The 25,040-nt window shown below is 61.0% G+C and carries 18 protein-coding genes and 1 tRNA gene; 6 read left to right on the top strand and 13 right to left on the bottom strand.

Going from position 1 to position 25,040, the window contains the following annotated elements:
• Window positions 1-90: 90 nt before the first annotated feature.
• A complete protein-coding gene (locus ABMC88_RS05380; protein WP_349575818.1) occupies window positions 91-3,276 on the bottom strand; it encodes an Ig-like domain-containing protein in 3,186 nt (1,061 codons plus the stop codon).
• Between the two features lie 328 nt (window positions 3,277-3,604).
• Between ABMC88_RS05380 and ABMC88_RS05375 the strand changes: the two genes are divergently transcribed.
• From ABMC88_RS05375 to ABMC88_RS05350, 6 genes are all read left to right on the top strand, one after another.
• Entirely contained in the window at window positions 3,605-5,602 is a 1,998-nt protein-coding gene (locus ABMC88_RS05375; RefSeq protein WP_439655573.1) for a CocE/NonD family hydrolase, read from the top strand.
• A gap of 121 nt (window positions 5,603-5,723) precedes the next feature.
• Window positions 5,724-7,331 carry an ABC transporter substrate-binding protein gene (locus ABMC88_RS05370; RefSeq protein ID WP_349575816.1) on the top strand — a complete coding sequence of 536 codons (1,608 nt, stop codon included), beginning with the start codon at window positions 5,724-5,726 and terminating at the stop codon, window positions 7,329-7,331.
• Window positions 7,332-7,334: 3 nt separating this feature from the next.
• A complete protein-coding gene (locus tag ABMC88_RS05365; protein ID WP_349575815.1) occupies window positions 7,335-8,291 on the top strand; it encodes an ABC transporter permease in 957 nt (318 codons plus the stop codon).
• A gap of 127 nt (window positions 8,292-8,418) precedes the next feature.
• Window positions 8,419-9,234 carry an ABC transporter permease gene (locus ABMC88_RS05360; RefSeq protein WP_349575814.1) on the top strand — a complete coding sequence of 272 codons (816 nt, stop codon included), beginning with the start codon at window positions 8,419-8,421 and terminating at the stop codon, window positions 9,232-9,234.
• Complete coding sequence (locus ABMC88_RS05355; RefSeq protein WP_349575813.1) at window positions 9,231-10,868, top strand: ABC transporter ATP-binding protein; 1,638 nt, start codon at window positions 9,231-9,233, stop codon at window positions 10,866-10,868. The genes ABMC88_RS05360 and ABMC88_RS05355 overlap by 4 nt, the downstream gene beginning before the upstream one ends.
• A 162-nt stretch (window positions 10,869-11,030) precedes the next feature.
• On the top strand, window positions 11,031-11,867 hold the full coding sequence (locus ABMC88_RS05350; RefSeq protein WP_349575812.1) for an alkaline phosphatase family protein: 837 nt from the start codon (window positions 11,031-11,033) through the stop codon (window positions 11,865-11,867).
• Here the strand turns inward: ABMC88_RS05350 and ABMC88_RS05345 are convergent.
• The 12 genes from ABMC88_RS05345 to ABMC88_RS05290 form a co-directional block, all read right to left on the bottom strand.
• Window positions 11,864-12,796 carry an alpha/beta hydrolase gene (locus ABMC88_RS05345; protein ID WP_349575811.1) on the bottom strand — a complete coding sequence of 311 codons (933 nt, stop codon included), beginning with the start codon at window positions 12,794-12,796 and terminating at the stop codon, window positions 11,864-11,866. The genes ABMC88_RS05350 and ABMC88_RS05345 overlap by 4 nt on opposite strands.
• A complete protein-coding gene (locus tag ABMC88_RS05340; RefSeq protein WP_349575810.1) occupies window positions 12,793-14,673 on the bottom strand; it encodes an acyl-CoA synthetase in 1,881 nt (626 codons plus the stop codon). The genes ABMC88_RS05345 and ABMC88_RS05340 overlap by 4 nt, the downstream gene beginning before the upstream one ends.
• A 223-nt stretch (window positions 14,674-14,896) precedes the next feature.
• Window positions 14,897-15,328 carry a peptidoglycan-binding protein LysM gene (gene lysM / locus ABMC88_RS05335; protein ID WP_349575809.1) on the bottom strand — a complete coding sequence of 144 codons (432 nt, stop codon included), beginning with the start codon at window positions 15,326-15,328 and terminating at the stop codon, window positions 14,897-14,899.
• A gap of 74 nt (window positions 15,329-15,402) precedes the next feature.
• Window positions 15,403-17,205 carry an ABC transporter transmembrane domain-containing protein gene (locus ABMC88_RS05330; protein WP_349575808.1) on the bottom strand — a complete coding sequence of 601 codons (1,803 nt, stop codon included), beginning with the start codon at window positions 17,203-17,205 and terminating at the stop codon, window positions 15,403-15,405.
• Window positions 17,206-17,306: 101 nt separating this feature from the next.
• Window positions 17,307-17,380, bottom strand: a tRNA-Gly gene (locus ABMC88_RS05325).
• A 61-nt stretch (window positions 17,381-17,441) separates the two neighbouring features.
• Window positions 17,442-18,134, bottom strand: a complete 693-nt coding sequence (locus ABMC88_RS05320) for a maleate cis-trans isomerase family protein (protein ID WP_500812338.1) — start codon at window positions 18,132-18,134, stop codon at window positions 17,442-17,444.
• 47 nt (window positions 18,135-18,181) lie between these two features.
• Window positions 18,182-19,222 carry a pyridoxal-phosphate dependent enzyme gene (locus ABMC88_RS05315; protein WP_349575806.1) on the bottom strand — a complete coding sequence of 347 codons (1,041 nt, stop codon included), beginning with the start codon at window positions 19,220-19,222 and terminating at the stop codon, window positions 18,182-18,184.
• 72 nt (window positions 19,223-19,294) lie between these two features.
• Window positions 19,295-19,858, bottom strand: coding sequence for a hypothetical protein (locus tag ABMC88_RS05310; RefSeq protein WP_349575805.1), 564 nt, complete (start codon window positions 19,856-19,858; stop codon window positions 19,295-19,297).
• The gene (locus tag ABMC88_RS05305; protein WP_349575804.1) at window positions 19,855-22,095 is read right to left on the bottom strand and encodes a xanthine dehydrogenase family protein molybdopterin-binding subunit; all 2,241 of its coding nucleotides are present in this window, start codon (window positions 22,093-22,095) and stop codon (window positions 19,855-19,857) included. The genes ABMC88_RS05310 and ABMC88_RS05305 overlap by 4 nt, the downstream gene beginning before the upstream one ends.
• A 3-nt stretch (window positions 22,096-22,098) precedes the next feature.
• Window positions 22,099-22,557: a (2Fe-2S)-binding protein gene (locus ABMC88_RS05300; RefSeq protein WP_349575803.1), complete on the bottom strand. Its 459-nt coding sequence runs from the start codon at window positions 22,555-22,557 to the stop codon at window positions 22,099-22,101.
• A 310-nt stretch (window positions 22,558-22,867) separates the two neighbouring features.
• Window positions 22,868-23,821, bottom strand: a complete 954-nt coding sequence (locus tag ABMC88_RS05295; protein ID WP_349575802.1) for a hypothetical protein — start codon at window positions 23,819-23,821, stop codon at window positions 22,868-22,870.
• A gap of 89 nt (window positions 23,822-23,910) precedes the next feature.
• Window positions 23,911-25,023 carry an S-(hydroxymethyl)glutathione dehydrogenase/class III alcohol dehydrogenase gene (locus tag ABMC88_RS05290; RefSeq protein WP_349576131.1) on the bottom strand — a complete coding sequence of 371 codons (1,113 nt, stop codon included), beginning with the start codon at window positions 25,021-25,023 and terminating at the stop codon, window positions 23,911-23,913.
• Between the last annotated feature and the right edge of the window lie 17 nt (window positions 25,024-25,040).

Genomic DNA, 25,040 nt, shown 5'->3' with positions numbered 1-25,040 from the left:
GATATTTATATTTATTTTTGTTCTTATGTGTGGGCTGCGGCGGTGGTTTGGCCCCGCCGCATGCCCGTATTTTGTATCGCGCGTTGGCGATTAGATGGTGACAGGGATTTCCTGTTCGACCAGCAGCGTGCCTTCGGCACCCACGGCGTAGACATTGTATGTCTGGCCATCGACGCTTTGCGTGCCTTGCGCCACACCACCCTGAATGGTCACCTGATCCTCGGACGAGCCGTGGATGGTGAGGGTGTTTGTGTCTGTCGACAGCGCCAGCAGGCTGGCTTCGTCGATGACAACGCTGGCCGCTTCGGCGAAGTCGAGATCGAGGTTTTCGATCTGGTAGTCGCCCAGTGCCATGTTGGTCAGATCAACCGCGTTGGTCGCGGATTCGTCGTCCAGCACCAGATAGGTGCCCGAGGTGTTGCCCGCTTCATCTGTGGAGTTCACGATCAGCTGGGAGCCGTTGGGCACGTCCTGATCGAAGATGAAGTTGGTCTCACCGAGGAAGGAGTTGAACCCTTGCTGGCCCGACACTTCGGAGATGCTGCCATCTGCCTGTACCTGCGTGATGCTTTGAACATCTGTGGTCGGCATGCCACCTTCCATCTCTGTCTCGATCGAGATGCCGCGGATGCCGTCACCGTCACGGGTGAAGGATGCGATGACGGGACCGTCAGGCGCTGCCGTGTCGATCGACAAGGTGTCGTCGATGGTGGCAACGTTGCCCACGTGATCTGTCGCTTCAACCAAAATGTCAGCCGCATATGCACCGCTGCGCACGTCTGCTGCGGGCACGGTCACGGACCAGTTGCCAGCCGCATCGACGGTTGCATCGTATGTGGTGCCGTCGAATGTGACACGCACAGTCGATCCTGCCTCTACCGAGCCGCCCAGATCAATGCCTGTGGCTGCTTCGGCGGCGTTGACCACCTGATCCGCACCGGCAGAGTTGCTGGTCATCGCGAGTGGCACAACTTCGGTATCCACCTGAACGGTGCCCGACGCGGAGGCGACGTTGCCCGCAGCGTCTGTCGCTGTGACCTCGACCTGCGTGGTGTAGGTGCCTGTCTCCATCGCGTTGCCGTTGAATGACACGCTCCAGTTACCGGCCGCATCAACAACCGCGTTGCCTGTCTGACCTGCCATTGTAACCACAACAGAGGTAGAGCCCACTTCGGTCGTGCCTGTGACGGTGATCATGCCGTTCTGCTCGGAGGCGCTGATGATGTTGTCAGTTGCAACATCGTCGACGTTTACGGACAGGTTGTCGACGCGTGTGTCAACTTCGACGCTGTCTGTGGCCGAGCGGCTGTTGCCGTAGGCGTCCGTCGTTGTCGCTGTGATTTCAGCGGTGTAGACCCCTGCCGCCACATCGTTAGCCGAGAAGAATGCTTCCCAGTTGCCCGATCCATTCGCGACGACATTGTGGCTGACGCCTTCCATGGTCACGGTGACAACCGCGCCTGGATCGGCGGTGCCTGTCAGAACCACACCATCGCTGGCCTCGGCTTCATTGACGACGTCGTCGCCTTCAACCGGTGCCGGATCAATGGTCAGAACGCCCGCGTCAGTGTCGACAGTCACGGATGTAGAGGCCGTATCAACGTTGCCTGCGGCATCTGTCGCTGTCGCTGTCATGGTGGTGGTGTATGTACCACCCGCCACGCTGCCCGCAGGGAAGGTTGCCGTCCAGCTGCCGTTGGAAGACACAACCGCTGTAACGCTTGCGCCGCCCAGTTCTACAACCACGCTCGAGCCGGGCTCGGTCATGCCGGAGACTGTCAGGGCTTCGCCTGCTTCCGCAGCGTTGATCACGCCGTCCGCACCGCCAGTGGTGGAGGTGATGGAGTGGTCGCGCACCAGCGTGTCGACTTCGAATGTACCTGACGTGCTGGCAGAGTTGCCAAAGCTGTCGGTTGCAACAACGGACACGGTACCGGTGTATTCGCCATCAACCAGATCGGTTGAGCTGAAGGTAGAAGACCACGTGCCGCCCGCGGTTGCGGTGACTGTCTGGGTGACGCCCCCTACGGTGACTTCAACGCTGGAACCAGGCTGCGCGGTGCCGGTAAAGGATACGCCGTTGCCGAACTCTGCGCCGTTCACTGTGCCGTCGCCGCCTATCGTGGCTGTTTCGACTGTCACAGTGGTAACAGTGTCTACGACCAGTGTGTCGGTAAATGTGGCGCTGTTGCCAAAGCTGTCTGTTGTGACTGCTGTGATTTCAGTGGTGTATTCGCCAGGCTCAAGCGTGCCGTAATCCCATGTTGCGGTCCATGTGCCCGCGTCCGAGATGGTCGCCGTCTGCGTGACGCCCGAAATAGTGATCGCGATGGTAGAGCCTGCTTCGCCAGTACCCGACAGGGTAATGCCGTCTGCAAAATCGGCTTCGTTTACAACATGGCCAACTGAATCGGTGCCTTGGGTAAAGACGATTTCAGGGGCGGTCGTATCGATTTCGAAAGACGGGCCGTCAAGGACAGTCACATCGCCGTTACCGTCGGTTACGGTAACGACCGCATCATAAACGCCGTCCTCGGGGAATGTTTCGCCCTCGAAGACCGCTTCAAAGTTGCCATCTTCGTCGATGACGGTGTCTACGCTTTGATCGCCTACGGTGACGGTCACGTCATCGCCCGGCTCACCGCCGCCTGTGATGGTCAGCGTGTCCTGCGTTTCGTCGTCGCCGCCGATTGTGACGTTGGCGTCTGCGTTATCTACATAAGGGTCCACGGGGCCATCTTCGCCGCCACCACCTGCGCCACCCAAAAGCGCCGCGCCACCAAGGCCCGCCGCGATTGCAGCGCCGCCGCCGAACAAGCTGCCGCCGCCCAGAAGGGCCGCGCCCAGCATGGACACGTCGCCGTCGCCATCGGCAAGCGGCACACCGGCCACTTCAGAGTTGCCGAGGAAGATCAGCTCATCCGAGGGGGACCATTTGCCCCATTCGGCTGTGGGCCCGTACTGTGCGTACAGGTTGCCCTGACCCTGATCAACAAAGCTTACTTCGTTGAGATAGCCATCGGCCGACACGAACAAGCGGTTTGCATCACCGCTGTCGTTGAAGAAGTTGTCGATGGTGATCGTGCGCCCGTCGCTCAGCGTGATGACAAGCTGGTCGCCATTGCGGACCTGGCTCGCAAAATCGGACTGACGTGCGTTTATGGAAATTTCCTGGCCTGCGCCGGCCACGATTACCTGGTTCTGTACATCGGAGGACACTGTCCCACGCTGGATTGCGCCCGCACTTCCGCGGACGACGAAATCAATCGCCTTCATAGTCTTACCACTCTACCTCGAAAGCGCCCACTTTAGTGCAGGTCACTTGGTTCTGATTTTTTGTTTTGCTGCTACCCGGCCCGTTCGAGCGTGCCGTGATTTCACCGTTATTTCGTCACATTATTCGCGTCATTTTATAAAATCCAGTACTTTATTGGCAAATTTTCCCCATAACTTCATCGCTGTGCGCCTTGCGCAACAAGATGTAGTGGTGTGGCAGACGGTCACAGAGTGCAACAATCGGTAACTTTACGCAGGTTTCAAGGCGTTAACCCTGCTTTTCAGATACGCCGTTGACATAGACCCGCAAGGCAAACACCTTGGGCGTATGGTACAAAAAAACAACGTTTTACGCCCCTTTTCCGAAGACCCCGATCAACCAGTCATAATGTCCGACGGCACACGGCTCTCCGCAAGGTTGTGGAAGCCCGATGACGCGGCTGATGATCCCGTTCCGCTCATTCTTGAATTCCTGCCCTACCGCAAACGCGACGGGACCTGTGCGCGTGATGCGTTGACCCACCCCTATTTCGCCGCACGCGGCTATGCCTGTGCGCGGGTGGACATGCGTGGCAATGGCGACAGCCACGGCGTGATGGAGGACGAATACACCGCGCAAGAGCTTTCAGACGCGGTTGAAGTGATCGAATGGGCCGCAGCGCAGCCGTGGTGCAATGGCCGCGTCGGCATGATGGGGATCAGCTGGGGCGGGTTCAATTCTTTGCAGGTCGCGGCCCTCGCGCCCGATGCGCTGAAGGCGATCATCACCCTATGCTCGACCGTGGACCGTTTTGCCGACGACATACACTACAAAGGCGGCTGCCTTTTGAACGAGAATTTGGGCTGGGGGGCGACCATGCTCAGCTATTCCAGCCGTGCGCCCGACCCCGCCCTGCGCGATGACTGGCGCGAGATGTGGCTGGAGCGTCTCGAAAACGAGCCCTTCCTGCCCGCCACATGGCTTCGCCATCAACGCCGTGACGCCTATTGGCAGCATGGATCGGTCTGTGAGGTTTTTAGCGCGATCAAGGCAAAGGTATTGGCTGTGGGCGGCTGGGGCGATGCCTATAAAAACACCGTGCCGCAACTGGTCGAGGCGCTGGACGGGGCCAAAGGCATTGTCGGCCCGTGGGTCCACAAATACCCGCATTTCGCTGTGCCAGAGCCGCGGATCGGCTTTCTGCAAGAGGCGCTGCGCTGGTGGGACCGGTGGCTCAAGGACATTGATACAGGCGTGACCGACGACCCCGACTACCGCGCCTATCTGATGGACGGCGTGCGCCCCGCCGCGTGGTACACCGAACGCGCAGGACGCTGGATCGCCGAAGACACAGGCGCCACAACCCACCTGCCCGTTCAGACCCTGCACCTGACGCCGGAGGGCGGGTTGGACACGGCGCCCCATGCGCTGACGCATACCGTTGCCTCCCCTGCGCACTGCGGGGCCGCATCGGGTGAATACTGCGCGATCTGGCTGGGGCCCGAAATGCCCGGTGACCAGCGCAGCGATGATGCGCTGTCATCGACCTTCACCTCTGCCCCGCTGGCGGCGGATATGGATATTGTGGGGGCCGCACGGATGACGCTGGCATTGGCCAGCGACACGCCCCAAGGCCAGATTGCCGTGCGCCTCAACCATATTCACGCAGACGGCGCGGCCACGCGCATCACCTACGGTGTGCTGAACCTGTCGCACCGCACCAGCGCCGCCAACCCTACCCCCATGACACCGGGCGCTGTGGAGGATCTCAGCTTTGATCTGGACCATATCGCCTACCGCGTGCCAGCGGGTGACCGCATTCGCGTCAGCATCTCGACCGCTTATTGGCCGCTTGTCTGGCCCGCGCCAGAGGCCACCCAGATCACCCTGCACAGCGCTGCAATCGCGCTGCCGCAACGCCCCACAACGGGCGGCGACGAAGTTTCATTTTTGCCACCCGACGCTGCCGACCCGTGGAAAACCGAAGAGATCCGCCCCGAAAACCACATCCGCCGTCAGGAAGTAGACATGGTGACGGGCATCCACAGCCTTGTGATCGAGGACGACTTTGGCATGGTGCGCGACTGCGATCACGGGCTGATCACAGGATCGCTGGCACGCGAACGCTGGGACATCCACCCCGATGATCCGCTGTCTGCCCGTGGCAGTTGCGATTGGGAGGACACGCTGGAGCGGGATGACACCCGCCTGCGCACCCGCGCCCGCTGTGAAATGTGGTCGGACGCGACAACCTTCTACCTCAGCGCGAAAGTAGAGGCGTGGGAGAACGACACACTCGTTTTCACCCGCGACCATGAAGACGCCATTGCGCGGGACAACCTCTAACGCAGTCGGGAAAAATTCAGGGCATTAACCCTTGCGGGTGAGTGTCAAATACGTAACGCTAAGGCCATTAACAATAAACGCTGCGCCAAAATGCGCACGATTCCAACTTGGAGACGACACAATGAAAGATAACCTCAAACAGCTGAGCACGGCTGTCACCGCCGGTCTGATGACCCGCCGTGAATTTGTTTCCCGTGCCGCCGCACTGGGCGTCACTGCCGCTGTTGCCAATTCGATGCTGGCGGGTACGGCTTCCGCCGATGCCCACGCCAAGCCTGTCGCGGGCGGCACGTTCCGCATGGGCGTCTCTGGCGGCGAATCTACGAACACGCAAGACCCCGCAGGCTGGGCATCCGATGTCCCACTTGCCACCGGCTTCTTCTGGGGCGAGCCTCTGGTCGAGCTGGACAGCGACGGCACATTGCGTGGTCTGGTCGCAGAAAGCTGGTCGGGCTCCGAAGACGCGTCCGTCTGGACCTTCACCGTGCGTCAGGGCTGCACCTTCTCAAACGGCGCGCAAGTGACCGCCGAAGATGTCATGAAAACGATGGAGCGCCACTCCAACGAAGATTCCAAATCGGGCGCGCTTGGCATCATGAAGGGCATCAAGGCGATGTCCGTGGACGGTAACGACTTTATCTGCGAGCTTGAGACCGGCAACGCGGACCTGCCGTTCCTGATGGCCGACTACCACCTGATCATCCAGCCCAACGGCGGCTTTGATGATCCGACGGCGGCGATCGGTACGGGCGCTTATGTCATGGAAGACTACGAGCCCGGCGTTCGTGCCACGGCCGTGCGCCGCGATGATTACTGGGGCGGCACACAAGAAGAAGTGGCCCACTATGACAAGATCGAGCTGATCGTTCTGAACGATGCGACAGCACGGACCGCAGCCCTGCAATCGGGTCAGGTAGATGCCATCAACCGCGTTGAGCCCAAGATCGCCAAGCTGCTGGACCGCGCACCGAACCTGACGGTCAAAAACGTTTCTGGCCGCGGCCACTATGTGTTTATCGCCCACGTCGATACCGCACCGCTGGACAACAACGACCTGCGTCTGGCGCTGAAATACGCCATCGACCGTCAGGAGATGGTGGACAAGATCCTTCAGGGCTATGGCGGCATCGGCAACGACATGCCCATCAACGCGGCCTACCCGCTGTTTGACGACACAATCCCGCAGCGCGAATTCTCGCTGGAGAAAGCGGCCGAGCACTACAAAAAGTCTGGCCACGACGGCAGCCCCATCGTTCTGCGCGTCGCAGACGGTGCCTTCCCTGGTGCGGTGGACGCGGCCGCGCTCTTCCAGCAATCCGCGCAAAAGGCGGGCATCCCGCTGGAGATCAAGCGTGAGCCGAACGATGGCTACTGGTCCGAAGTCTGGAACGTGCAACCGTTCTGCGCCTCTTACTGGGGTGGTCGTCCTGTGCAGGACCAGATGTATGCAACCGCGTATCTCTCAACTGCCGACTGGAACGACACCCGTTGGAAGCGCGACGAGTTCGACGCCATGCTGCTTGCAGCACGCGCCGAGCTGGACGAAGGCAAACGCAAGGAAATCTATTCCCAGATGGGCCGTATGCTGAACGAAGAAGGCGGTGTGATCCTGCCGATGTTCAACGACTTCGTCGATGCGATTTCCAACGATGTCCAAGGCTATGTTGGCAACCCCAGCGGCCCGCAGATGTACTGGAAGACCTTCAAGTACACATGGAAGACGGCATAACCCGTGCATCCTATTATCAAATTGGTGGCCCAGCGTTTAACGCTGGGCTTCCTGCTTCTCCTCGCGGCGTCCGTCCTGATCTTTGCCGGCACCACCATGCTGCCCGGCGATGTGGCGCAACAAATTCTCGGACAAGGGGCCACGCCCGAAAACCTCGCGAACCTGCGCGCAGAGTTGGGCCTGAACGATCCCCCTGTCACACGGTACTTCCAATGGCTTGGCGGCATCCTTCAGGGTGACCTTGGCACCGCGCTGACCAATGGCCGCGACATTGCCGACAGCATCGCAGGCCGCCTGAAAAACACGATGTTCCTTGCCTTCTGGGCAGCTGTGATTTCCGTGCCTCTGGCGATCTTTCTGGGCCTGCTGGCCGTGCGCTATAAAGACAAATGGCCTGACAAACTGATCTCGGCGGTGACGCTGACGACGATCTCGATCCCTGAGTTTATGATCGGCTATATCCTTGTCTACTGGCTCGCGATCAAACTGCGCTGGTTCCCGTCTGTGGCCATCATGAACGATTCCATGAGCCTTGGGGAGAAACTCAACGCGATTGCGATCCCTGTGATGGTGCTGACGCTGGTGGTGCTGGCGCATATGATGCGCATGACCCGCGCCGCGATCCTGAACGTGATGCAATCGGCCTATATCGAGACGGCCGAACTGAAGGGCCTGCGTATGCTGACAGTGATCCGCAAGCACGCCTTTCCAAACGCCGTCGCCCCGATCGTCAACGTGGTGATGATCAACATGGCCTATCTGGTTGTGGGTGTCGTTGTGGTCGAGGTCGTCTTTGCCTATCCCGGCATGGGGCAATACCTTGTCGACCACGTGAGCAAACGCGACGTGCCCGTGGTGCAGGCCTGCGGGCTGATCTTTGCCGCCGTCTATATCGGGCTGAACCTTGTGGCCGACATAGTCTCGATCCTGACCAACCCAAGATTGAGGCATCCAAAATGAAAAATCTCCGATTTTTTCATTTCGCGCGACCAAGCGGTTTTGCAAAGCAAGAGCGCCGGCAGACGGCCCGTATCTGTGAAGTACGTATGACCAAACACACACCGACCATGTCCCAGAGGGCTGCATCATGAGCCGCATCCCCCCCGCCGCTCTCATCGGCCTGTTCTTCACCGCGCTGTTCTTCTTCTGCGCCATTTTCGCACCGTGGATCGCGCCCTACGGCATGGCCGAGGTCGTTGGCGATGTGTGGGAGCCTTCCTCGGACGAATTCCTGCTTGGCACCGACAGCATCGGCCGCGACCTGCTGAGCCGCATGATCTGGGGCGGGCGCACGACGATCTTTATCGCCACCGCCGCAACAATCCTCAGCTTCACGCTCGGGTCGGTTCTGGGCTTTTTCGCCGCTGTGTCGGGCGGGTGGGTCGATCAGGTGCTCAGCCGTTTTATCGATCTGATTATGTCGATCCCCTCGCTCATCTTTGCGCTGGTGGTTTTGTCGGTCATGCCGACGACGATCCTGACACTGGTGGTCCTGATGGGGCTGCTGGATTCAACCCGCGTCTTCCGTCTGGCCCGTGCTGTGGCGGTGGACATCACGGTTATGGATTACGTCGAAGCCGCACGCCTGCGCGGCGAGAAGATCGGCTGGATCATCTTTCGCGAAACCCTGCCCAACGCCTTATCGCCTTTGGTGGCGGAAATGGGCCTGCGCTTTATCTTTATGGTGCTGTTCGTCTCGACGCTGTCGTTCTTGGGCCTTGGCGTGCAACCGCCGCAGGCGGACTGGGGTGGCATTGTGAAAGAGAACAAGGAAGGCATCAACTACGGCATTCAGGCGGCCCTCTACCCTGCCTATGCCATCGCCATCCTGTGCATCTCGATCAACCTTGTGGCGGACTGGATTCTGGCCCGCACCACATCCCTGAAAGGCGGTCGCGGATGAGTGAACCCCTGCTCAAAGTACGCGGTCTGAAAATCGGCGCGACGATCTATCCCCCCGGTGAAAAGTCCCGCGATATCGAGATCGTGCACGGCGTTGATTTCGATCTGGAGGCGGGCAAAGTGCTGGGCCTGATCGGCGAATCCGGTGCGGGCAAGTCCACCATCGGGCTGGCAGCTATGGCCTATGGCCGTGGCGGGGTCGAGCTGACGGGCGGCGAGGTCTGGGTCAACGGGCGCGACATCCTGCAATCGGGCATGCCGGACAAACGCCGCCTGCGCGGCGCCGAGGTAACTTACGTCAGCCAGTCCGCTGCCGCATCGTTCAACCCTGCCAAACGGATTATGGAGCAAGTGACCGAGGCCGCGATCGGCCAAGGCAAATTCTCCCGCAAGGACGCAGAAGACCGCGCCGTTGAGTTGTTCCGCAAACTGGGCCTGCCTGACCCTGAAAACATCGGATCACGCTACCCGCACCAAGTCTCGGGCGGGCAATTGCAGCGCTGCATGACCGCGCTGGCGCTGTGTCCCCAGCCCGATCTGGTGGTGTTTGACGAGCCGACGACCGCGCTGGATGTGACCACGCAGATCGACGTGCTGAAGGCGATCAAGGACGCGATCCGCGACACGGGCGTGGCCGCCCTTTATATCACGCATGATCTGGCCGTTGTGGCGCAGGTCAGCGATCACATCATGGTGCTGCAACAGGGTGCGATGGTCGAATACGGCACCACCGACCAGATCATCAACGCCCCGCGAGAGGAGTATACCCAAGCGCTGGTTTCCGTCCGCTCGATCAAACATATCGAGAAGGAGCCGACCGCCGATCCGCTGCTGCGGGTGCAAGGCATCACAGCGCGGTACAAAGGCACCGGTTTCGACGTTCTCAAAGACATCAACGTGGACATTCACCCGGGCCAGACGCTGGCGGTTGTGGGGGAAAGCGGCTCTGGCAAATCGACGCTGGCGCGGGTGATCACGGGGTTGCTGCCTCCCTCGGCGGGCGAGATTACCTTTGACGGGCGCACGCTGACACCCGATCTTGCGACGCGGCCATTGGACGATCTGCGTGAGTTGCAGATGATCTATCAGATGGCCGACACCGCGATGAACCCGCGCCAGACGGTGGGCACGATCATCGGGCGGCCGTTGGAGTTCTACTTTGGCCTCAAAGGGGCCGAGAAACAGAAGCGCATTCAGGAGCTGCTGGACGAGATCGAGCTTGGCGAAGGCTTCCAAGACCGCTATCCCGCCGAGCTGTCGGGCGGGCAAAAGCAACGGGTGTGCATTGCGCGCGCGCTGGCGGCCAAGCCCAAGCTGATCATCTGCGACGAGGTGACGTCGGCACTGGACCCGCTGGTGGCGGATGGCATCCTCAAGCTGCTGCTCAACCTGCAAAAGGTCGAGAACGTCGCCTATCTGTTCATCACCCATGATCTGGCAACCGTCAAGGCCATCGCCGACAGCATCGCAGTCATGTACCAAGGCGAGGTCGTGCGGTACGGCCCCAAATCCCAAGTGCTGGCTCCGCCGTTTGACGACTACACCGACCTGTTGCTCAGCTCGGTCCCGGAGATGAAGATCGGCTGGCTGGAAGACGTGATTGCCAACCGTAAAATGGAGAGTGCGGGCAACTGACGGGCCGGATTTTTCCGAAAAATCCGGTACGGAAAATGGCGCATTTTCCGGCCACCGCCTCGGATGGCGCGCATCATCTGCGTAACGCATCGGAGTTTGCGCCAACTTCCGCACCGTTTTCCGCGCCGGAAAACGCCCCCCTCGCCTGAAAAGGATCTGCTCATGAAAAACAAACTCCTTCTCATCATCCTCGACGGCGTCCCCTACCGCAACTGGCGGCGATTGTTCGGCAATCTGGAGGGCTGGGTCGATAGTGGCGATGCACGGGTGTGGAAGATACGCTCGGTGCTGCCGTCGATCTCGGCCTCGTGCTATGCGTCGATCCACACAGGCGTGGCCCCAGCCCAACATGGCTGTACGGGCAACGGCAATGTGTTCCGCCTCAGCCAGCCTGATGTCTTTGCCCAAACCCGCAAGGCTGGCGGCGTCACGGGCGCTGTGGCGCACAGCTTTTGGTCCGAGTTCTTCAACCGACATCCTTTCGATTATGTCCGCGATATCGAGTATGACGAGCCCGACAGCGACACCATCAACCATGGCCGTTTTCACACCATGACGGGCTATGGTGCTGCGAACCAGATGACGCCATCGGATGTGGACCTGTTTGCGACACTGACCAACATGTGCCTGCGGTTCGGGCTGGATTACGGGATGCTGCACACATGCACGCTCGACAGTATGGGCCACCGCTTTTTCCACGACTGTCAGGAGATGGATCACGCCTGTTTTGTCATGGACGAGATGCTGGCCCCCTTCATCCCCAAATGGCGCGCTGCGGGGTATGAGGTGATTGTCACCGCTGATCATGGGCAGGACCACCGTGGCCACCACGGCGGGCGGGATCCGTTGCAGCAAGAGGCGGCCTTGTACTACTTCGGCGATGCCGAAGGGCCAGAGGCCGATCAGGTCATCGACCAGCTACAGCTTGCCCCCACAATCCTGAGCCGTCTGGGCGCGCCCATTCCCGACACGATGAAAGCGGGCAGTTTCCTGCGTTAAGCAGCAAAGGGCCACTGCCCCTTGGACAGGGCCGCGGCCGCATCGACCACGCAGTCAAAGAATGCAGCCGCACGGGCGCTGCTATGACGCGCCCGCAAACATCCATGCACCAGCCCAGCCGCGTTGAACCAGACGGCACGGCCCCCTGCGGCAAGGATCGCATCGCGGTAGGCCTCTCCGTCGCTGGCAAGCGGATCGCACTGCGCCGTTACCACCACCGTTGGCGGCAGGCCCGCGAAATCGCTGTCATGCAAGGGTGCAAATCTGGGGTCGCCTTGTGGCGGCGTCGCCCCGGCACAGCGGATGGTTTTGTAGAACTCCATATCCCGCGTGGTCAGCTCAGGCGCGTTGGCGTGGGTTACGTAGCTGCCTTTGGTCGGATCACCGCCCAAACCGGGATAGATCAACACCTGCCCCGCGACCCGTGCGCGGGTATGGTGGGTCACGGCGGCAGCCAGATTTCCCCCTGCGCTGTCGCCAGCCATTATGATCGGCCCGCCATAGGCCTCCTCAATCGCGTCAAACGCGGCCTTTGCATCGTTGTAACACGCGGGAAAGACAACCTCGGGCGCGAGGCCGTAATCAACCGAGATCACGCGCACCTCCGCACGGGCACACAGCTCGGCGCAGACATCATCGTGGCTGTCCAGCCCGCCAACAACAAAGCCGCCACCGTGGTAATAGACAAGGGTCGCATCGCCCGTCTGCGGTGTCTCGTAGATGCGGCAGGGGACACCGCCAAATTGCGCGTCTTGTGTTATTACACCCTCAGGGTGGCCTGCGTGGAAGGCCGCGCACATGGCGTTGTACACCTCGCGCTGGCCCTCAACCGTCAGATCGACCGCATTGGGCGGATAAAACGCCGCCCCTTTGGCGATATAGGCCCGCACCTCGTCATCGAGGAGCAGGCCATAGTCAGGGTCGCTCACACAGCGGCGTCCCATTTTGCGGTGAAGGAGTTCAGAACCCCACCCACCGCCGCATCATCGGCGCCGTTCATCGCGATCATCGCAACAAGACCGCGCTTTTTGTCGTCGATGACGTGGTCAACACGCGCCGCAACGCCTGCTTTCTCCAGCGCCCCGTCAAAGACGCGAACAATCGCATCGCGGCGCAGGTCGGGTTTAAAGATTTTCCCAACGGCCGTCTTTGGCAGTTCGGCCATGATCTTGAGGTGCTTCGGGTGCGCCGCCTTCTCCATAACCTTCTCTTTGGCAAAGGCCAGCAGCTCTGTATCGGTGACGCTTGCGCCCTCGACCAGTTCCACAAAGACACACGGCACTTCGCCTGCGTGGGCATCGGGCTGACCGATTGCACCGGCAAAGGCTACGGCGGGGTGGGCCAGCATTGCTTCCTCGATCTCGGCGGGGTCGATGTTGTGACCGCCACGGATGATCAGATCCTTGGCGCGGCCTGTGATCCAGATATAGCCGTCTTCGTCCTTGCGCCCCAAGTCGCCTGTGCGCAGGTATTTTTCATCGTAATAGAGGTCTTTGTTCTTGTCCGCCTCGGTATAGGTATTGCCCGCGAACACACCGGGGTTGGATACGCAAATCTCGCCGATCTCGTCCGTGGCGGCATCAACGGGGCCGTGTGGCGTGTTTTTGACGATGCGCACTTTGCAATAGGGGAATTCGACCCCGATAGAGCCTACTTTGCGCAAACCATCGGTGGGGTTGCCCGAAACAAGAACCGTCGCCTCGGTCAGGCCGTAGCCTTCGACGATGGTGATGCCTGTGGCTTCCTCGAACCGCTTGAACAGTTCCAGCGGCAGCGGCGCAGAGCCCGAGAAGGCCGTTTTCACCGTAGACAAATCCGCATCAATCGGGCGCTGCATCTTGGCTGAAATAGCGGTGGGAACCGTGATGATAAACGTGACTTTCCACCGCTCGCACAGCTTCCAGAAGTTATCAAACACGCCATCGCCGCGATACCCTTGGGGCGTGGGCAGCACGATATGCGCGCCACCGTGCATGACGCCCATGAACACCGCGTGAACGGCCATGACGTGGAAAAACGGCAGCGGGCACATGGCCACATCCGTGTCGCCATACAGCAGCCGCGCACCGGTCCAGCCATTATAGATTGCGCCAGAATACTTGTGCTGCGCGACCTTGGGCATGCCCGTAGTCCCGCCCGTGTGGAAATAGAACGCCACGCGGTCTTCTTGCGGATCATCAAAGTCCAGCGTCTTGGACTGTTTGTCCATTTCAGTATTCAGGTTCATATATTTGGCTTGGTTCTGCACCGTCAGCTTGGGACGGATCAGCGGCACGATCAGCTTTTTCACACCCGTCAGATAGCGGTGCAAATCTACCTCGAGCACGGTCTCGACGTTGGGAGCAAGAGCCACCGCTTCGGCCGTTTTCTCTGCCACATCGGTCTTGGGGAACGGGCGCAGGGTCACGACAACTTTGGCGTTTGTCTCGCGCAGGATGGCACCGATCTGTTCGGGCTCCAGCAGCGGGTTGATCGGGTTCACGATACCCGCGATCGCGCCGCCAACCAGCGTGATCGCTGTCTCGTTTGCGTTTGGCAGAATGTAGGCAACAACATCCTTGGGTCCGACCCCGAGGCTGCGAAACAGGTTTGCAGCCTGCACGGATTTATCATGGAACTGCTGCCAGCTCAGCGTCTCGGCGTGATCCTTTGGACCCGAAAGCAACTGATAGGTAATCGCGTTGTTGTTCGGATACTTCTGTGCTGTGCTCGACAACATGCCATACAGCGTTTTATGCAGGTCGCGATCTTCCCACGCGCTCTCTGCCTCGATCATGTCGCGGTCCGCGATTCCCGAATATCCCATCAGTCTTCCTCCCCTGGCGCCGCCGCTTTTCGCGGCTTGCGTAATTTGAAACGCAAGGATGCAAGGGATGTTTGGGAATTTCAAGCAATCCATCCAAACAAACGCAGCGTAAACTGCGTAACTGCCCAAACGTCAATTCAATCAGAGGAGAAGGAACCCGCTTGCAAAGCGGTTAAAGAGCCACGGCCAAGGCAATTACACCCTGGCCGTGCGCAAAAATCTATCAGGCTGCGGGAATACGCAGAACCTGACCGGGATAGATTTTGTCGGGGTGCGTCAACATCGGCTTGTTGGCCTCGAAGATTTTCTCGTAGTGGGCGCCGTTGCCCAATGTCTTTTCCGAGATCGCCCAAAGGGTGTCGCCCTTTTCAACGGTGTGGAACGTAGGCTCGCCTTCGCCGCCAGCCACATCGTCCTCAACAGCGGCCACGCCTTCAACGTTGCCCACCGCCAGAATGACTTTTTCGCGCATTTCCTGCGACGCGGCCGTGCCGGTCACTTTGACCTTGTCGCCTTCAACCGTGATGTCCAGACCTTCGGCATCAAGGCCCAGGTCCTTCAGCTCGTCCTGAAGGGCGGCACCGGATACTTCTGGTGCATCGTCGCCGCCGAATACTTTCTTGCCAGCGCCTTTAACAAAACTCCACAAACCCATAATCATTCTCCTTTGTTGGCATGGATAACTGGGGCCGAGTGTTCACCCGCCAAGCGCGCAGGCGCAAGAGGCAATTACTCTGCCGCGATCCCGTCCGTGAACTGGAGCCGCGCCAGACGCGCATAAAGACCGCCCTTGGCAACCAGCGCATCATGGGTGCCGGTGTCAACGATCCGTCCTGCATCCAGCACAACAATGCGGTCGGCCTTCTTCACGGTGGCCAGACGGTGCGCCACGATGAGCGTGGTGCGGTCCGCGCTCAACTCCTCGACGGCGGCCTGCACGGCGCGTTCGCTTTCGGCGTCCAGCGCGCTGGTCGCTTCGTCCAGCAACAGCACAGGTGCGGCCCGCAGGATAGCGCGGGCAATGGCGATCCGCTGCTTCTGGCCGCCCGACAGCATCACGCCCCGCTCGCCCAGATAGCTGTCATAGCCCTCCGGCAGTTTGGCGATGAATTCATCCGCAGCGGCGGCTTTTGCCGCCACCTCGATCTCGGCGTCGGTGGCATCGGGGCGACCAAAGCGGATGTTTTCACGGGCGGATGCGGCAAAGATTACAGGGTCTTGCGGGACCAATGCGATCTCACGGCGGAAGTCTTCGCGGTCCATGTCGCGCAGGTCGATTCCGTCAAAGGTGATGCGGCCCTGCTGCGGGTCATAGAACCGCAGGATCATCTGGATGATGGTTGTCTTGCCAGCGCCCGACGGGCCAACAAAGGCCACCGTTTCACCCGGCTTGATCTCAAGGCTAACGGCATCCAGCGCGGCTGTTTCAGGCCGTGATGGATAGCGAAAGCTCACATCCTCAAAGCGGATATGCCCCTGCACAGGGGCAGGCAGCGACTGGCCTGCGTCGGGGTCGCACACGGGGTCTTCGGTCTCCAGCAGATCAACCAGACGCTCTGTCGCGCCAGCGGCCCGTTGCAGTTCGGACCAGATTTCCGACAGCGCGGCAACGGCCCCCGCAACCATAACGGCATAGATCACAAATTGCACCAGTGCCCCGATGGTCATCACATCGGCCCGCACATCGCGCGCGCCGATCCACAGCACGCCCACCACGCCCGAAAACGCGAGGAAGATCACGATAGAGGTCAGGAACGCCCGCGTGCGGATACGGCGGCGCGCCGCATCAAACGAGCTTTCGGTCATGCGGGCGAACTGGGCGCGGCTGCCTTGCTCATGGGTAAACGCCTGCACGGTTTGCACGGCAGTCAGGCTTTCGGAAGCATTGCCCGAAGAGGCCGCGATCCAGTCCTGATTTTCGCGGCTGATTACGCGCAAGCGACGCCCCAGCACAAGGATCGGCACCACCACTGCAGGCACAATCAGCAAAACCATCCCCGCCAGCTTGGCCGAGGTGATGAGCATCAGGATCAGCCCGCCGATGAATGTCAGAAAGTTGCGCAGCGCGATCGAGATAGACGAGCCGATCACGCTCAGGATCAGTGTCGTGTCTGTGGTGATCCGGCTCAGAACCTCACCCGTCATGATCCGTTCATAAAAGACCGGACTCATTGAAATGACGCGGTCGAATGTCGCCTTGCGGATGTCTGCCACGACACGCTCGCCCAGCCGCGTGACCAGCGCATAGCGCAGCGCCGAGCCCACGGCCAGCAAGCCCGCAATAGCCAACGCGGCCATGAAATACTGATCCAGAAGCGCAGATTCGCCCGTGTCGAACGTGTCGACCACACGGCGCACCGCCAATGGCAGCGCAAGCGAGATCATCGCCGTCATCACCAGTGCAAAAAACGCCGCCGCCATCAACCAGCGATAGGGACGCAGGAACGGAGCCAACGCACGCAAGGCGCCAATACGGCGTGATTTGGCCCGCTCTTCCGTGGCAGAGGGCGGGGGCGTGGGGCTGTCAGCCATGGGCTGTCCTTTGGGTTATCTCGACGCGTGTTTCTGGCCCGCAACACAGGCGGGGTCAAGCGCGAGAGCGCGACATATCGTCAATTATGAATGGGTTTTTCTGGAGCGGGCGGCGGGAATCGAACCCGCATCATCAGCTTGGAAGGCTGAGGTCTTACCATTACACAACGCCCGCGCCGTGTGGTGTTTGGGTATGACATCCCGCCCGAAGGGTCAAGCCGCAAGCCGTGCAGAATTTACCGCGTTGGTGTGATCGCGCCCAAACGACCGGGGATGCGCACAGGCGTGCCCGTCAGCTGCCCCAAATGCCATCCCAATGCCGAATTGCTAGAAATGCACGGCAGGTCCGTTTGCGCCTCGATCTTTTCGATCACGTCCAGCGTGCGCAGGTTGGTGCAGGACAGGAACACGGCCTGCGTGCTGCCCTGTGCTGCCAGATCGCAGGCAGCCTTGGCGATGGACGGCCCGCTAATCCTCACCACACTGGCCTCGTTCGCCTCGTCAAAGCTGCCGAAGACGGGCGTGGCGATCCCCGCGCCTGCCAGAACCGTGCGCAAACGGTCACTGACATCTGCCGTATAGGGCGACAAAAACGCAAGCGAAGTGATGTTCAGCGCGCGGCAGGCCGCGATCAATGCGCTCAACGGGTCAGTGACATGGGCGGTCTGTGCGCCTTGGCCGATTATCTGCGCGACCTTCCCCGCGCCGATCTGGGCCGTGGCAGAGGTGCAGCCATAGCCGATGGCCGCATAATCCATCGCTTGGGGGAGCAGTGCGGCGGCGGTGGTCAAATGGCCGCCCATGGCACGCAGGCTTTCAGGCGTCACTTCGGCCCCCGAAGGCACGCGACTGACGTACAGCGGTGCGTCTGCTGGGATCATGGCCCGCAAATCGCCCTCCAGCGTCTCGTCCGTTTGAAGGACGATCATCCCCAATGGGGCCGCCCCGTCCGCCGCACGGGTATAGCTGTACCGCGTCACGCAGCCGGACCCTCGCTGAGGATGCACAAGACCCGCGATTGCGCTGTCACGCCCAATGCCTCGCGCTGCGCCTCGCTGAGTGCCATCAGTGCCGCGACCCCTGCCGCGCCCGACGGCGAAGACGGCAGCCCCGCCACCATCGCAACACCCGCCCCCGCTTGGCCCTCGGCCTCTGAAATCAGCGCAAAGGCATCCGCGTCCTGCGCCAACCCTTTCAGCGCGATAAGCGAAGGCATCTTGCAATCCAGCCGCCCCATCTCTGACACGGGACCGGTGCTTTCCACCGCTTCCCCCGCCACGATCGAGCCATGCAGCGCGGGGGCGGCGTCAGGCTCAACCACCACAATGCGCGGTGCTGCGCCCCAAGCGTGACGCGCCAGCGTGGCGCAAGCACAGGCCAGTCCGCCAACGCCCGCTTGCAAAAAGATATGGGTCGGGGTGTCGGGTAGTTGCGCAATCGCTTCGGCCATCAGGACGGTATATCCCTCCATCAACCGATGCGGCCGCTCTGTATAGCCGTGCCATGACCCGTCCGACAACAATATCCAGCCGTGTTCGGCGGCGGCTGTATTGGCGGCGTCTAGGCTGTCCTCATAGGTCTCGCCCGCGCGGACGACCTTCGCGCCTTGTTCGGCCAGACGCGCGGCAAAGCTGTCGGGAACAGACTCTGCGATATAGACGACCGAGGACGCGCCAAAGGCTTTTGCCCCTGCCGCCACGGACATGCCGTGATTGCCAGCACTGGCTGTGACATAGGTATTTGCGCTGATGTCGCCCTTCTGCGCATCGCAGGCGATGACATAGGCCGCGCCCAATGCCTTGAAACTGCCTAAACCCATGCGCCCCCGCTCGTCCTTGATCCAGACGTCCTGCACGAAAGCTTCGGTCGCAAGGGCGGTGGCGGTGTGTAAGGGCGTTTCAGCCGCGACAGGACAACGCGCAACCAACGCCTGCGCACGCGGCGCATCGGCGGACGGCAGAGGTATATCCTCTAGCCCGACAAGAGGCGCGGGGCGGGTGATGTGTAAAATATCCATAGCGCTCAGGTGAGCCGCAAGACGCCTGCGCGTCAAGCGCCTTTACGGCAAAGCTGCACCTGTTTGCGCCACTCAGTCCGCCGCGCAGGGCATCCCTGCGGCGGTCCATATCTCGAAATCGAGTGTTAGATCGGCCAGCGTGCGTGGCGCAGGATCACGTCCTTCACCGGGGGTGAAGCCATAGGCCACAAAGACGCTGGTGCGCACATGGTCGACCAGTTCCTCTGGGGTGAGGCCATCGTTGCTGTCGGGGTCGCGCATCTGGGCGCAGATTTCCGCGCTGGATTTCCCGCGCCACGCCAGCTCGACGGGGGGCAGTCGCCATGCATCGTCCACTTGGGGGGCGGCGTGGGGGCGGTCGTTTGCCCCTTCGGCGCTGATGTGGCAAGTGCGGCAGGGGATGCTTTCGGCACCAATGCGGCTCTCCCCCGCGACGATGTTCATGCCGTGCAAACGGTCAGAGCCATAGCCCAGATTATCCCACGCGGGCCGCCCATCGGCCCCCACATGGCAATTGGTACAACGCGGATGCGAGGCAACCTCGAATATCCGCGCCCAAGCTTCCTGCCCGCTGTCTTGGGCCTGCGCTGCAAACGGAAGTGCTGCCAAAGTGAGGGCTACCATCATGCGCATCATACAAAATCCACCGTGTTGAAAAACGGCATCTCACGCAGGCGCGTGCCCGTGGCGGCAAAAATCGCGTTGGCCAGCGCAGGCGCGGCAGGCGGCACGGGGGGTTCGCCCACACCGCGCACCGTATCGCCATTTTCAAGGCCGCGCACTTCGATCACGGGGCATTGGTGCAGGCGCATCCCTTCGGCCATGTGATAGTTGTCTTGCTCGGCGCGGCCATCCGAATAGGTGATTTCCGAATTCATGGCATGGCCAAGCCCCCAAATCACACCGCCCGCCACGACATTCTCGAAGGTCACGGGGTCCACCACGCGCCCCACTTCGGCGGCGATCCAGACCTTGTCGATCTTGATGCCTGCGGGGGTGTTCGTCACCTCGACCACCTCTGCCGTTGGCACGCCGAACGCGGTGACCAGGGCAACGCCGCGCCCTTTGCCCTCGGCCAGTGGACTGCCCCAATCGCTCATCTCGGCCACGGCTTCCAGCACGGCGCGGGCATCTGCGTCATTGACCAGACGCAGGCGTTCTTCCATCGGGTCAGCGCCTGCGGCGTGGATCAACTCGTCCAGAAACCCTTCGGCAAAGAAGCCCGCCGTGGACGCCCCGACAGAGCGCCACGACGACGTCGGCGCAAGCTCTGGCACCGCGTAAGCGCGCACGCGCAGGTCGGGCACAGCATAGCGCATGTTCCACGCCCCCGCCGCAAGCTGCGTATCGGGCCCCGGCACTGGTGCCCCCAAACGCGCAGATTGCGACCGCGAGGACGAGACAGTGGCGATGTCGAGGTCAAGTGCTGTCACCTGCCCGCCTGCCACCGCACCGCGCCCCCGCGCCATACCGATCTGGCGGTTATAGTCTTGGGCAAAGTCCTCTTCGCGGCTGAAGGTCAGTTTGACAGGGGTGCCCGGCACCTTGCTGGCAATATCGACAGCCACGTCAATGTTGTCGAACTCCAATCGGTGGCCAAAGCTGCCGCCCGCGAATTGCGCGTGGAAAAAGACCTGATCTGCGTCCATTTCCAGCCGTGCCGCCACGCGTTGTTCGACAAATCGGGGCAACTGATGCGCGGCCCAGACGTCCACGCGGGTGTCCGTGACTTTTGCAACCGTGCTGAGAGGTTCCAGCGGTTGGTGCGCGACATAGGGCGCGCGGTATTCGGCCTCAATCACATCTGTATCGCTGAGCGCGGCGTCCACATCGCCGTCATGCCGCCACTCTTTATCCAGATGGTCGGGGGTGAACGACGCCTCTACCGCCGCCCAGTGATCGGCCTGCTCGGCGGGATATGGCGCTGCGGCCCAATCGTATTCGATCTGGTCCAACGCCTGAAACGCCCGCCATGTGTTGTCTGCGATCACGGCCACACCGTAGGGCAGTTCGATGATCTGCTGCACGCCGCGCATGTCTTTTGCGGCGGTGGCGTCGAACCCCGACAGGGCCGCCCCTTTGCGCGGGTTCATCCGCACAGAGGCATGGACCATCCCCTCGACTTTAATGTCGATCCCGTAGGTTTGCGTGCCTGTGGATTTGGCCAGCATGTCCAGCCGTTGCACTGGTTTACCGATCAAGCGCCACTGCGACGGGTCGCGCAGCGTGACATCTGTGACAGGGTCCATCTGCGCCGCTTTTTCGGCCAGTTCGGTATAGGGCATCCGCGTGCCGTCAGGCAGAACAACCGCCGCCCGTTCGGTGCGCAACCGCGTAAAATGCACGCCCGTCTCTGTTGCTGCCACCGCTTTGAGCGTGTCACGCGCCACGGCCCCCGCCATGCGCAGTTTGTCGAAACTGTCAGGCACAGAGGTCGAGCCACCCGTGACCTGCGCACCCATCACCTTTAGAACAGCATTCATCGAGCTGCGCATCGTTTCAGCGGCAAAGCTGTCATCGTTGGAGCGGAACGGCACTGCTTCGGCAGCGAGGGCAGTGTTGTAATAGGCCGCAGCGGGCGCGCCGGGGATCGTGGTGACCTGATCAAGGTCCACGTCCAGTTCCTCGGCGATCAGCATCGCCTGCATCGAGGTCGCCCCCTGCCCCAGATCAGTGTGCGGCGTCACCAGCGTAATACCGTCCGCGTTGATCTTGACCCAAGGGTTAAAGACGGCATCGCCCGCATCTGCGTCCATGCTCAGCGGGTTATCGGGGTCGCGTTTCACCAGATAGGTGCCAAAGGCCACCCCGCCGACAAGGGCGGCAGAGCCGACAAGAAACGTGCGGCGGGCAATAGTTTTGAGACGTCCCATAGATCAGGCTCCTTGCAGCTTGGTCGCGGCGGTTTTCACGGCGGCGCGGATGCGTGGGTAGGTGCCACAGCGGCATAGGTTCCCGCTCATCGCTTGGTCGATCTGGTCGTCGGTAGGCTCTGAATTCAGGTCAAGGAAGCTGGCCGCCTGCATCATCTGGCCTGACTGGCAGTAGCCGCATTGCGCGACCTGATGCTCGATCCATGCTTCTTGGACCGCGTGCAGCGCCCCCGGAGCGCCGAGCCCTTCGATCGTGGTAATGTCGCCGTCCACATCGCCCGCTTGCAACTGGCACGAGCGCACGGCGACGCCGTCCACATGCACGGTGCAGGCCCCGCATTGCGCAATGCCGCAGCCGTATTTCACCCCCGTGATCCCCAGCTCGTCGCGCAGCACCCACAACAAGGGCATGTCGTCTTCGACATCAATGTCGTGGGTTTTCCCGTTCACGTTCAGCTTCATGTCTTTGCCCCGTTTCCTGTCGTTATTTCGTTTGCATCCGCGCAGCCAATCACCATCACGCACGACCCTGGTGCGCCCGTCCAGCCCACCCTTACGCGCCTTGTCGTGGTCACGCGCTTGCCACCCTACATAGCCTTCCGACCGTGGTTGGCCAATGCGGCCAAGCGGGTGCCTTGCGTGTGCCGCGCATTATCAAAGGGTATCGCTGTTTCCTGCCGCCGTATATCATTAGATACGCGGGGTCGGGACAGGAGTTCAACGGGGGTTTACGTGAGGTCGCGCTCATCGCTGTCTGCGCCTTGCGGCACAGCTACGCTCTTCGCCAATCGGGGGCGAGCGCGGTGATGAGGGCCGTGTGATGCGCCGTCAGCTTGGCGATCATGGTGCCCAAATCAGGCGCGGCGGGCAAGGAATATCCGACCTTGTCCATCAGCTGCCAGAATTCATCCGCTGTGAAATCTGCAAGCGGTTTGTCGGAACCAATCGCACGGACTTCCCTTGCCAACTGCGCAGGCTGCACCCCTTCGTCCAGCAGGCCAAAGTGATATTCATGATCGAGAAAGACCACCTCACCGCGGCGCCTACCGTCGAGGATTTGCACATACAGATTGCCGCCCGCGTCCACGCCCACCGGAATGCCAAAACGCAAAAAGGCTGTGTCGTAAAAGCCGAAATCGCCCAGCCTGTCGGGATAGCTGAGGTAGGGATGCCCCTGCCCTGCCCCAAACAGATGGGTCGCATCGGCCAGCAGGCCCAACTCTGTCTTCTGTGCCTGCTCTTGCGCGCGCATGGCGCTGTAAAAGTCATGCTCCCCCTCGCGGCGCGTGGTGTCCCATGCAGGGTCTTGCCACCACGACCAGTTGATCCCGTTGCGGGTTTGCAGGAACCGCTTGTGATCTTCGCAGAGCGTGTGGCCCGTCTGTACCTCAAGCGATGCGATATCCGCATCCAAAGGCAGCGGGTTCAGTGTGTCGCCGCCAAACATCGCCCATGCGCCGGGGTAAGTCTCGATCACGGTTTCAGCCGCCGCATCTGGCGCGGCGTCAGGGGTGCAGCGCACGGTGACCTTGCCCAACCCTGTGAAATGCTGCGGCAGTGGGGCAAAGTCATAAGTCAGCGACTTGCCCGGCGGGATGGTGGCACGCGCCCCGCTTGTCATGGCCGCGCCGTCCTCGCGGAAGGCTTGTAGCAGCACGGGCATCGCGGGACCTTCACCTTCGGTCCCGACGATGACGCCGATATGCTGGCCTTGAAACAACGGCATGGGCGTGTCGTTCCAATAGCCCGTCAGATGGTGGTACCCGTGTTCCCCCAGATTGGTCGGAGACACGCGGCGGAAGACGGGTGTACGCGTCAGAACTCGACAACGGCGCGGATGGATTTGCCTTCGTGCATCAGGTCGAAGCCCTCATTGATCTGATCAAGAGTGAGCTTGTGAGTGATCATCGGGTCGATCTCGATCTTGCCGTTCATATACCAATCAACAATCTTGGGCACGTCCGTACGCCCCTTGGCCCCGCCAAAGGCAGTGCCGCGCCAGACGCGGCCTGTCACCAACTGGAAAGGACGGGTCGAGATTTCGGCACCCGCAGGGGCAACGCCGATGATGATGCTTTCGCCCCAGCCTTTGTGTGCGGCCTCAAGCGCGTCGCGCATCACTTTGGTGTTGCCTGTGGCGTCAAAGGTATAGTCTGCTCCGCCGCCCGTCAGTTCAACCAGATGGGCCACCAGATCACCGTCGATCTTGGACGGGTTCACAAAGTCGGTCATGCCGAAATATGTGCCGGTTTCTTCCTTGTCGTCGTTCAGGTCCACGCCGACAATCTGATCCGCTCCCGCCATGCGCAGGCCCTGAATTACATTGAGGCCGATGCCCCCAAGACCGAATACCACACAGCGCGCGCCGATCTCGACCTTGGCGGTGTTGATGACGGCACCGATGCCTGTGGTCACGCCGCAGCCGATATAGCATATCTTGTCAAAGGGCGCGTCCTTGCGCACCTTGGCCAGCGCAATCTCTGGCACAACCGTGTGGTTGGCGAAGGTCGAACAGCCCATATAGTGATGGATCGGCGTGCCATCCAGCATCGAGAACCGCGTGGTGCCGTCGGGCAACTGCCCGCGCCCTTGGGTCACGCGGATCGCTTGGCACAGGTTGGTCTTGCCGCTCAGACAGTACTCACACTCGCGGCATTCAGGCGTATAAAGCGGGATGACGTGATCGCCGACTTCCAGCGTGGTGACGCCTTCGCCGACTTCCATCACAATGCCCGCACCCTCATGGCCAAGGATCGCGGGAAAGATGCCTTCGGGATCGTCGCCCGAGCGGGTGAATTCATCCGTGTGGCACAAGCCTGTGGCCTTGATCTCGACCAAGACCTCACCGCGCTTGGGGCCTTCAAGGTTGACCTCCATAATCTCAAGCGGTTTTCCAGCTTCGACAGCAACGGCGGCGCGGGTCTTCATCATGGGAGGTCCTCCTG

The sequence above is a fragment of the Sulfitobacter aquimarinus genome, from assembly GCF_040149565.1.
GTDB lineage: Bacteria > Pseudomonadota > Alphaproteobacteria > Rhodobacterales > Rhodobacteraceae > Sulfitobacter > Sulfitobacter aquimarinus.
Note: the sequence above shows the minus strand (reverse complement) of the source record. Positions and strands in the feature narration are given on the sequence as shown.

What these genes read in the sequence shown, in the direction of transcription:
- ABMC88_RS05380 (WP_349575818.1), bottom strand. Translation starts at nt 3,276, where the DNA reads ATGAAGGCGATTGATTTCGTCGTCCGCGGAAGTGCGGGCGCAATCCAG.
- ABMC88_RS05375 (WP_439655573.1), top strand. Translation starts at nt 3,605, where the DNA reads ATGGTACAAAAAAACAACGTTTTACGCCCCTTTTCCGAAGACCCCGAT.
- ABMC88_RS05370 (WP_349575816.1), top strand. Translation starts at nt 5,724, where the DNA reads ATGAAAGATAACCTCAAACAGCTGAGCACGGCTGTCACCGCCGGTCTG.
- ABMC88_RS05360 (WP_349575814.1), top strand. Translation starts at nt 8,419, where the DNA reads ATGAGCCGCATCCCCCCCGCCGCTCTCATCGGCCTGTTCTTCACCGCG.
- ABMC88_RS05355 (WP_349575813.1), top strand. Translation starts at nt 9,231, where the DNA reads ATGAGTGAACCCCTGCTCAAAGTACGCGGTCTGAAAATCGGCGCGACG.
- ABMC88_RS05350 (WP_349575812.1), top strand. Translation starts at nt 11,031, where the DNA reads ATGAAAAACAAACTCCTTCTCATCATCCTCGACGGCGTCCCCTACCGC.
- ABMC88_RS05340 (WP_349575810.1), bottom strand. Translation starts at nt 14,673, where the DNA reads ATGGGATATTCGGGAATCGCGGACCGCGACATGATCGAGGCAGAGAGC.
- lysM (WP_349575809.1), bottom strand. Translation starts at nt 15,328, where the DNA reads ATGGGTTTGTGGAGTTTTGTTAAAGGCGCTGGCAAGAAAGTATTCGGC.
- ABMC88_RS05330 (WP_349575808.1), bottom strand. Translation starts at nt 17,205, where the DNA reads ATGGCTGACAGCCCCACGCCCCCGCCCTCTGCCACGGAAGAGCGGGCC.
- ABMC88_RS05320 (WP_500812338.1), bottom strand. Translation starts at nt 18,134, where the DNA reads ATGATCGTCCTTCAAACGGACGAGACGCTGGAGGGCGATTTGCGGGCC.
- ABMC88_RS05315 (WP_349575806.1), bottom strand. Translation starts at nt 19,222, where the DNA reads ATGGATATTTTACACATCACCCGCCCCGCGCCTCTTGTCGGGCTAGAG.
- ABMC88_RS05310 (WP_349575805.1), bottom strand. Translation starts at nt 19,858, where the DNA reads ATGATGCGCATGATGGTAGCCCTCACTTTGGCAGCACTTCCGTTTGCA.
- ABMC88_RS05305 (WP_349575804.1), bottom strand. Translation starts at nt 22,095, where the DNA reads ATGGGACGTCTCAAAACTATTGCCCGCCGCACGTTTCTTGTCGGCTCT.
- ABMC88_RS05300 (WP_349575803.1), bottom strand. Translation starts at nt 22,557, where the DNA reads ATGAAGCTGAACGTGAACGGGAAAACCCACGACATTGATGTCGAAGAC.
- ABMC88_RS05295 (WP_349575802.1), bottom strand. Translation starts at nt 23,821, where the DNA reads ATGCCGTTGTTTCAAGGCCAGCATATCGGCGTCATCGTCGGGACCGAA.
- ABMC88_RS05290 (WP_349576131.1), bottom strand. Translation starts at nt 25,023, where the DNA reads ATGAAGACCCGCGCCGCCGTTGCTGTCGAAGCTGGAAAACCGCTTGAG.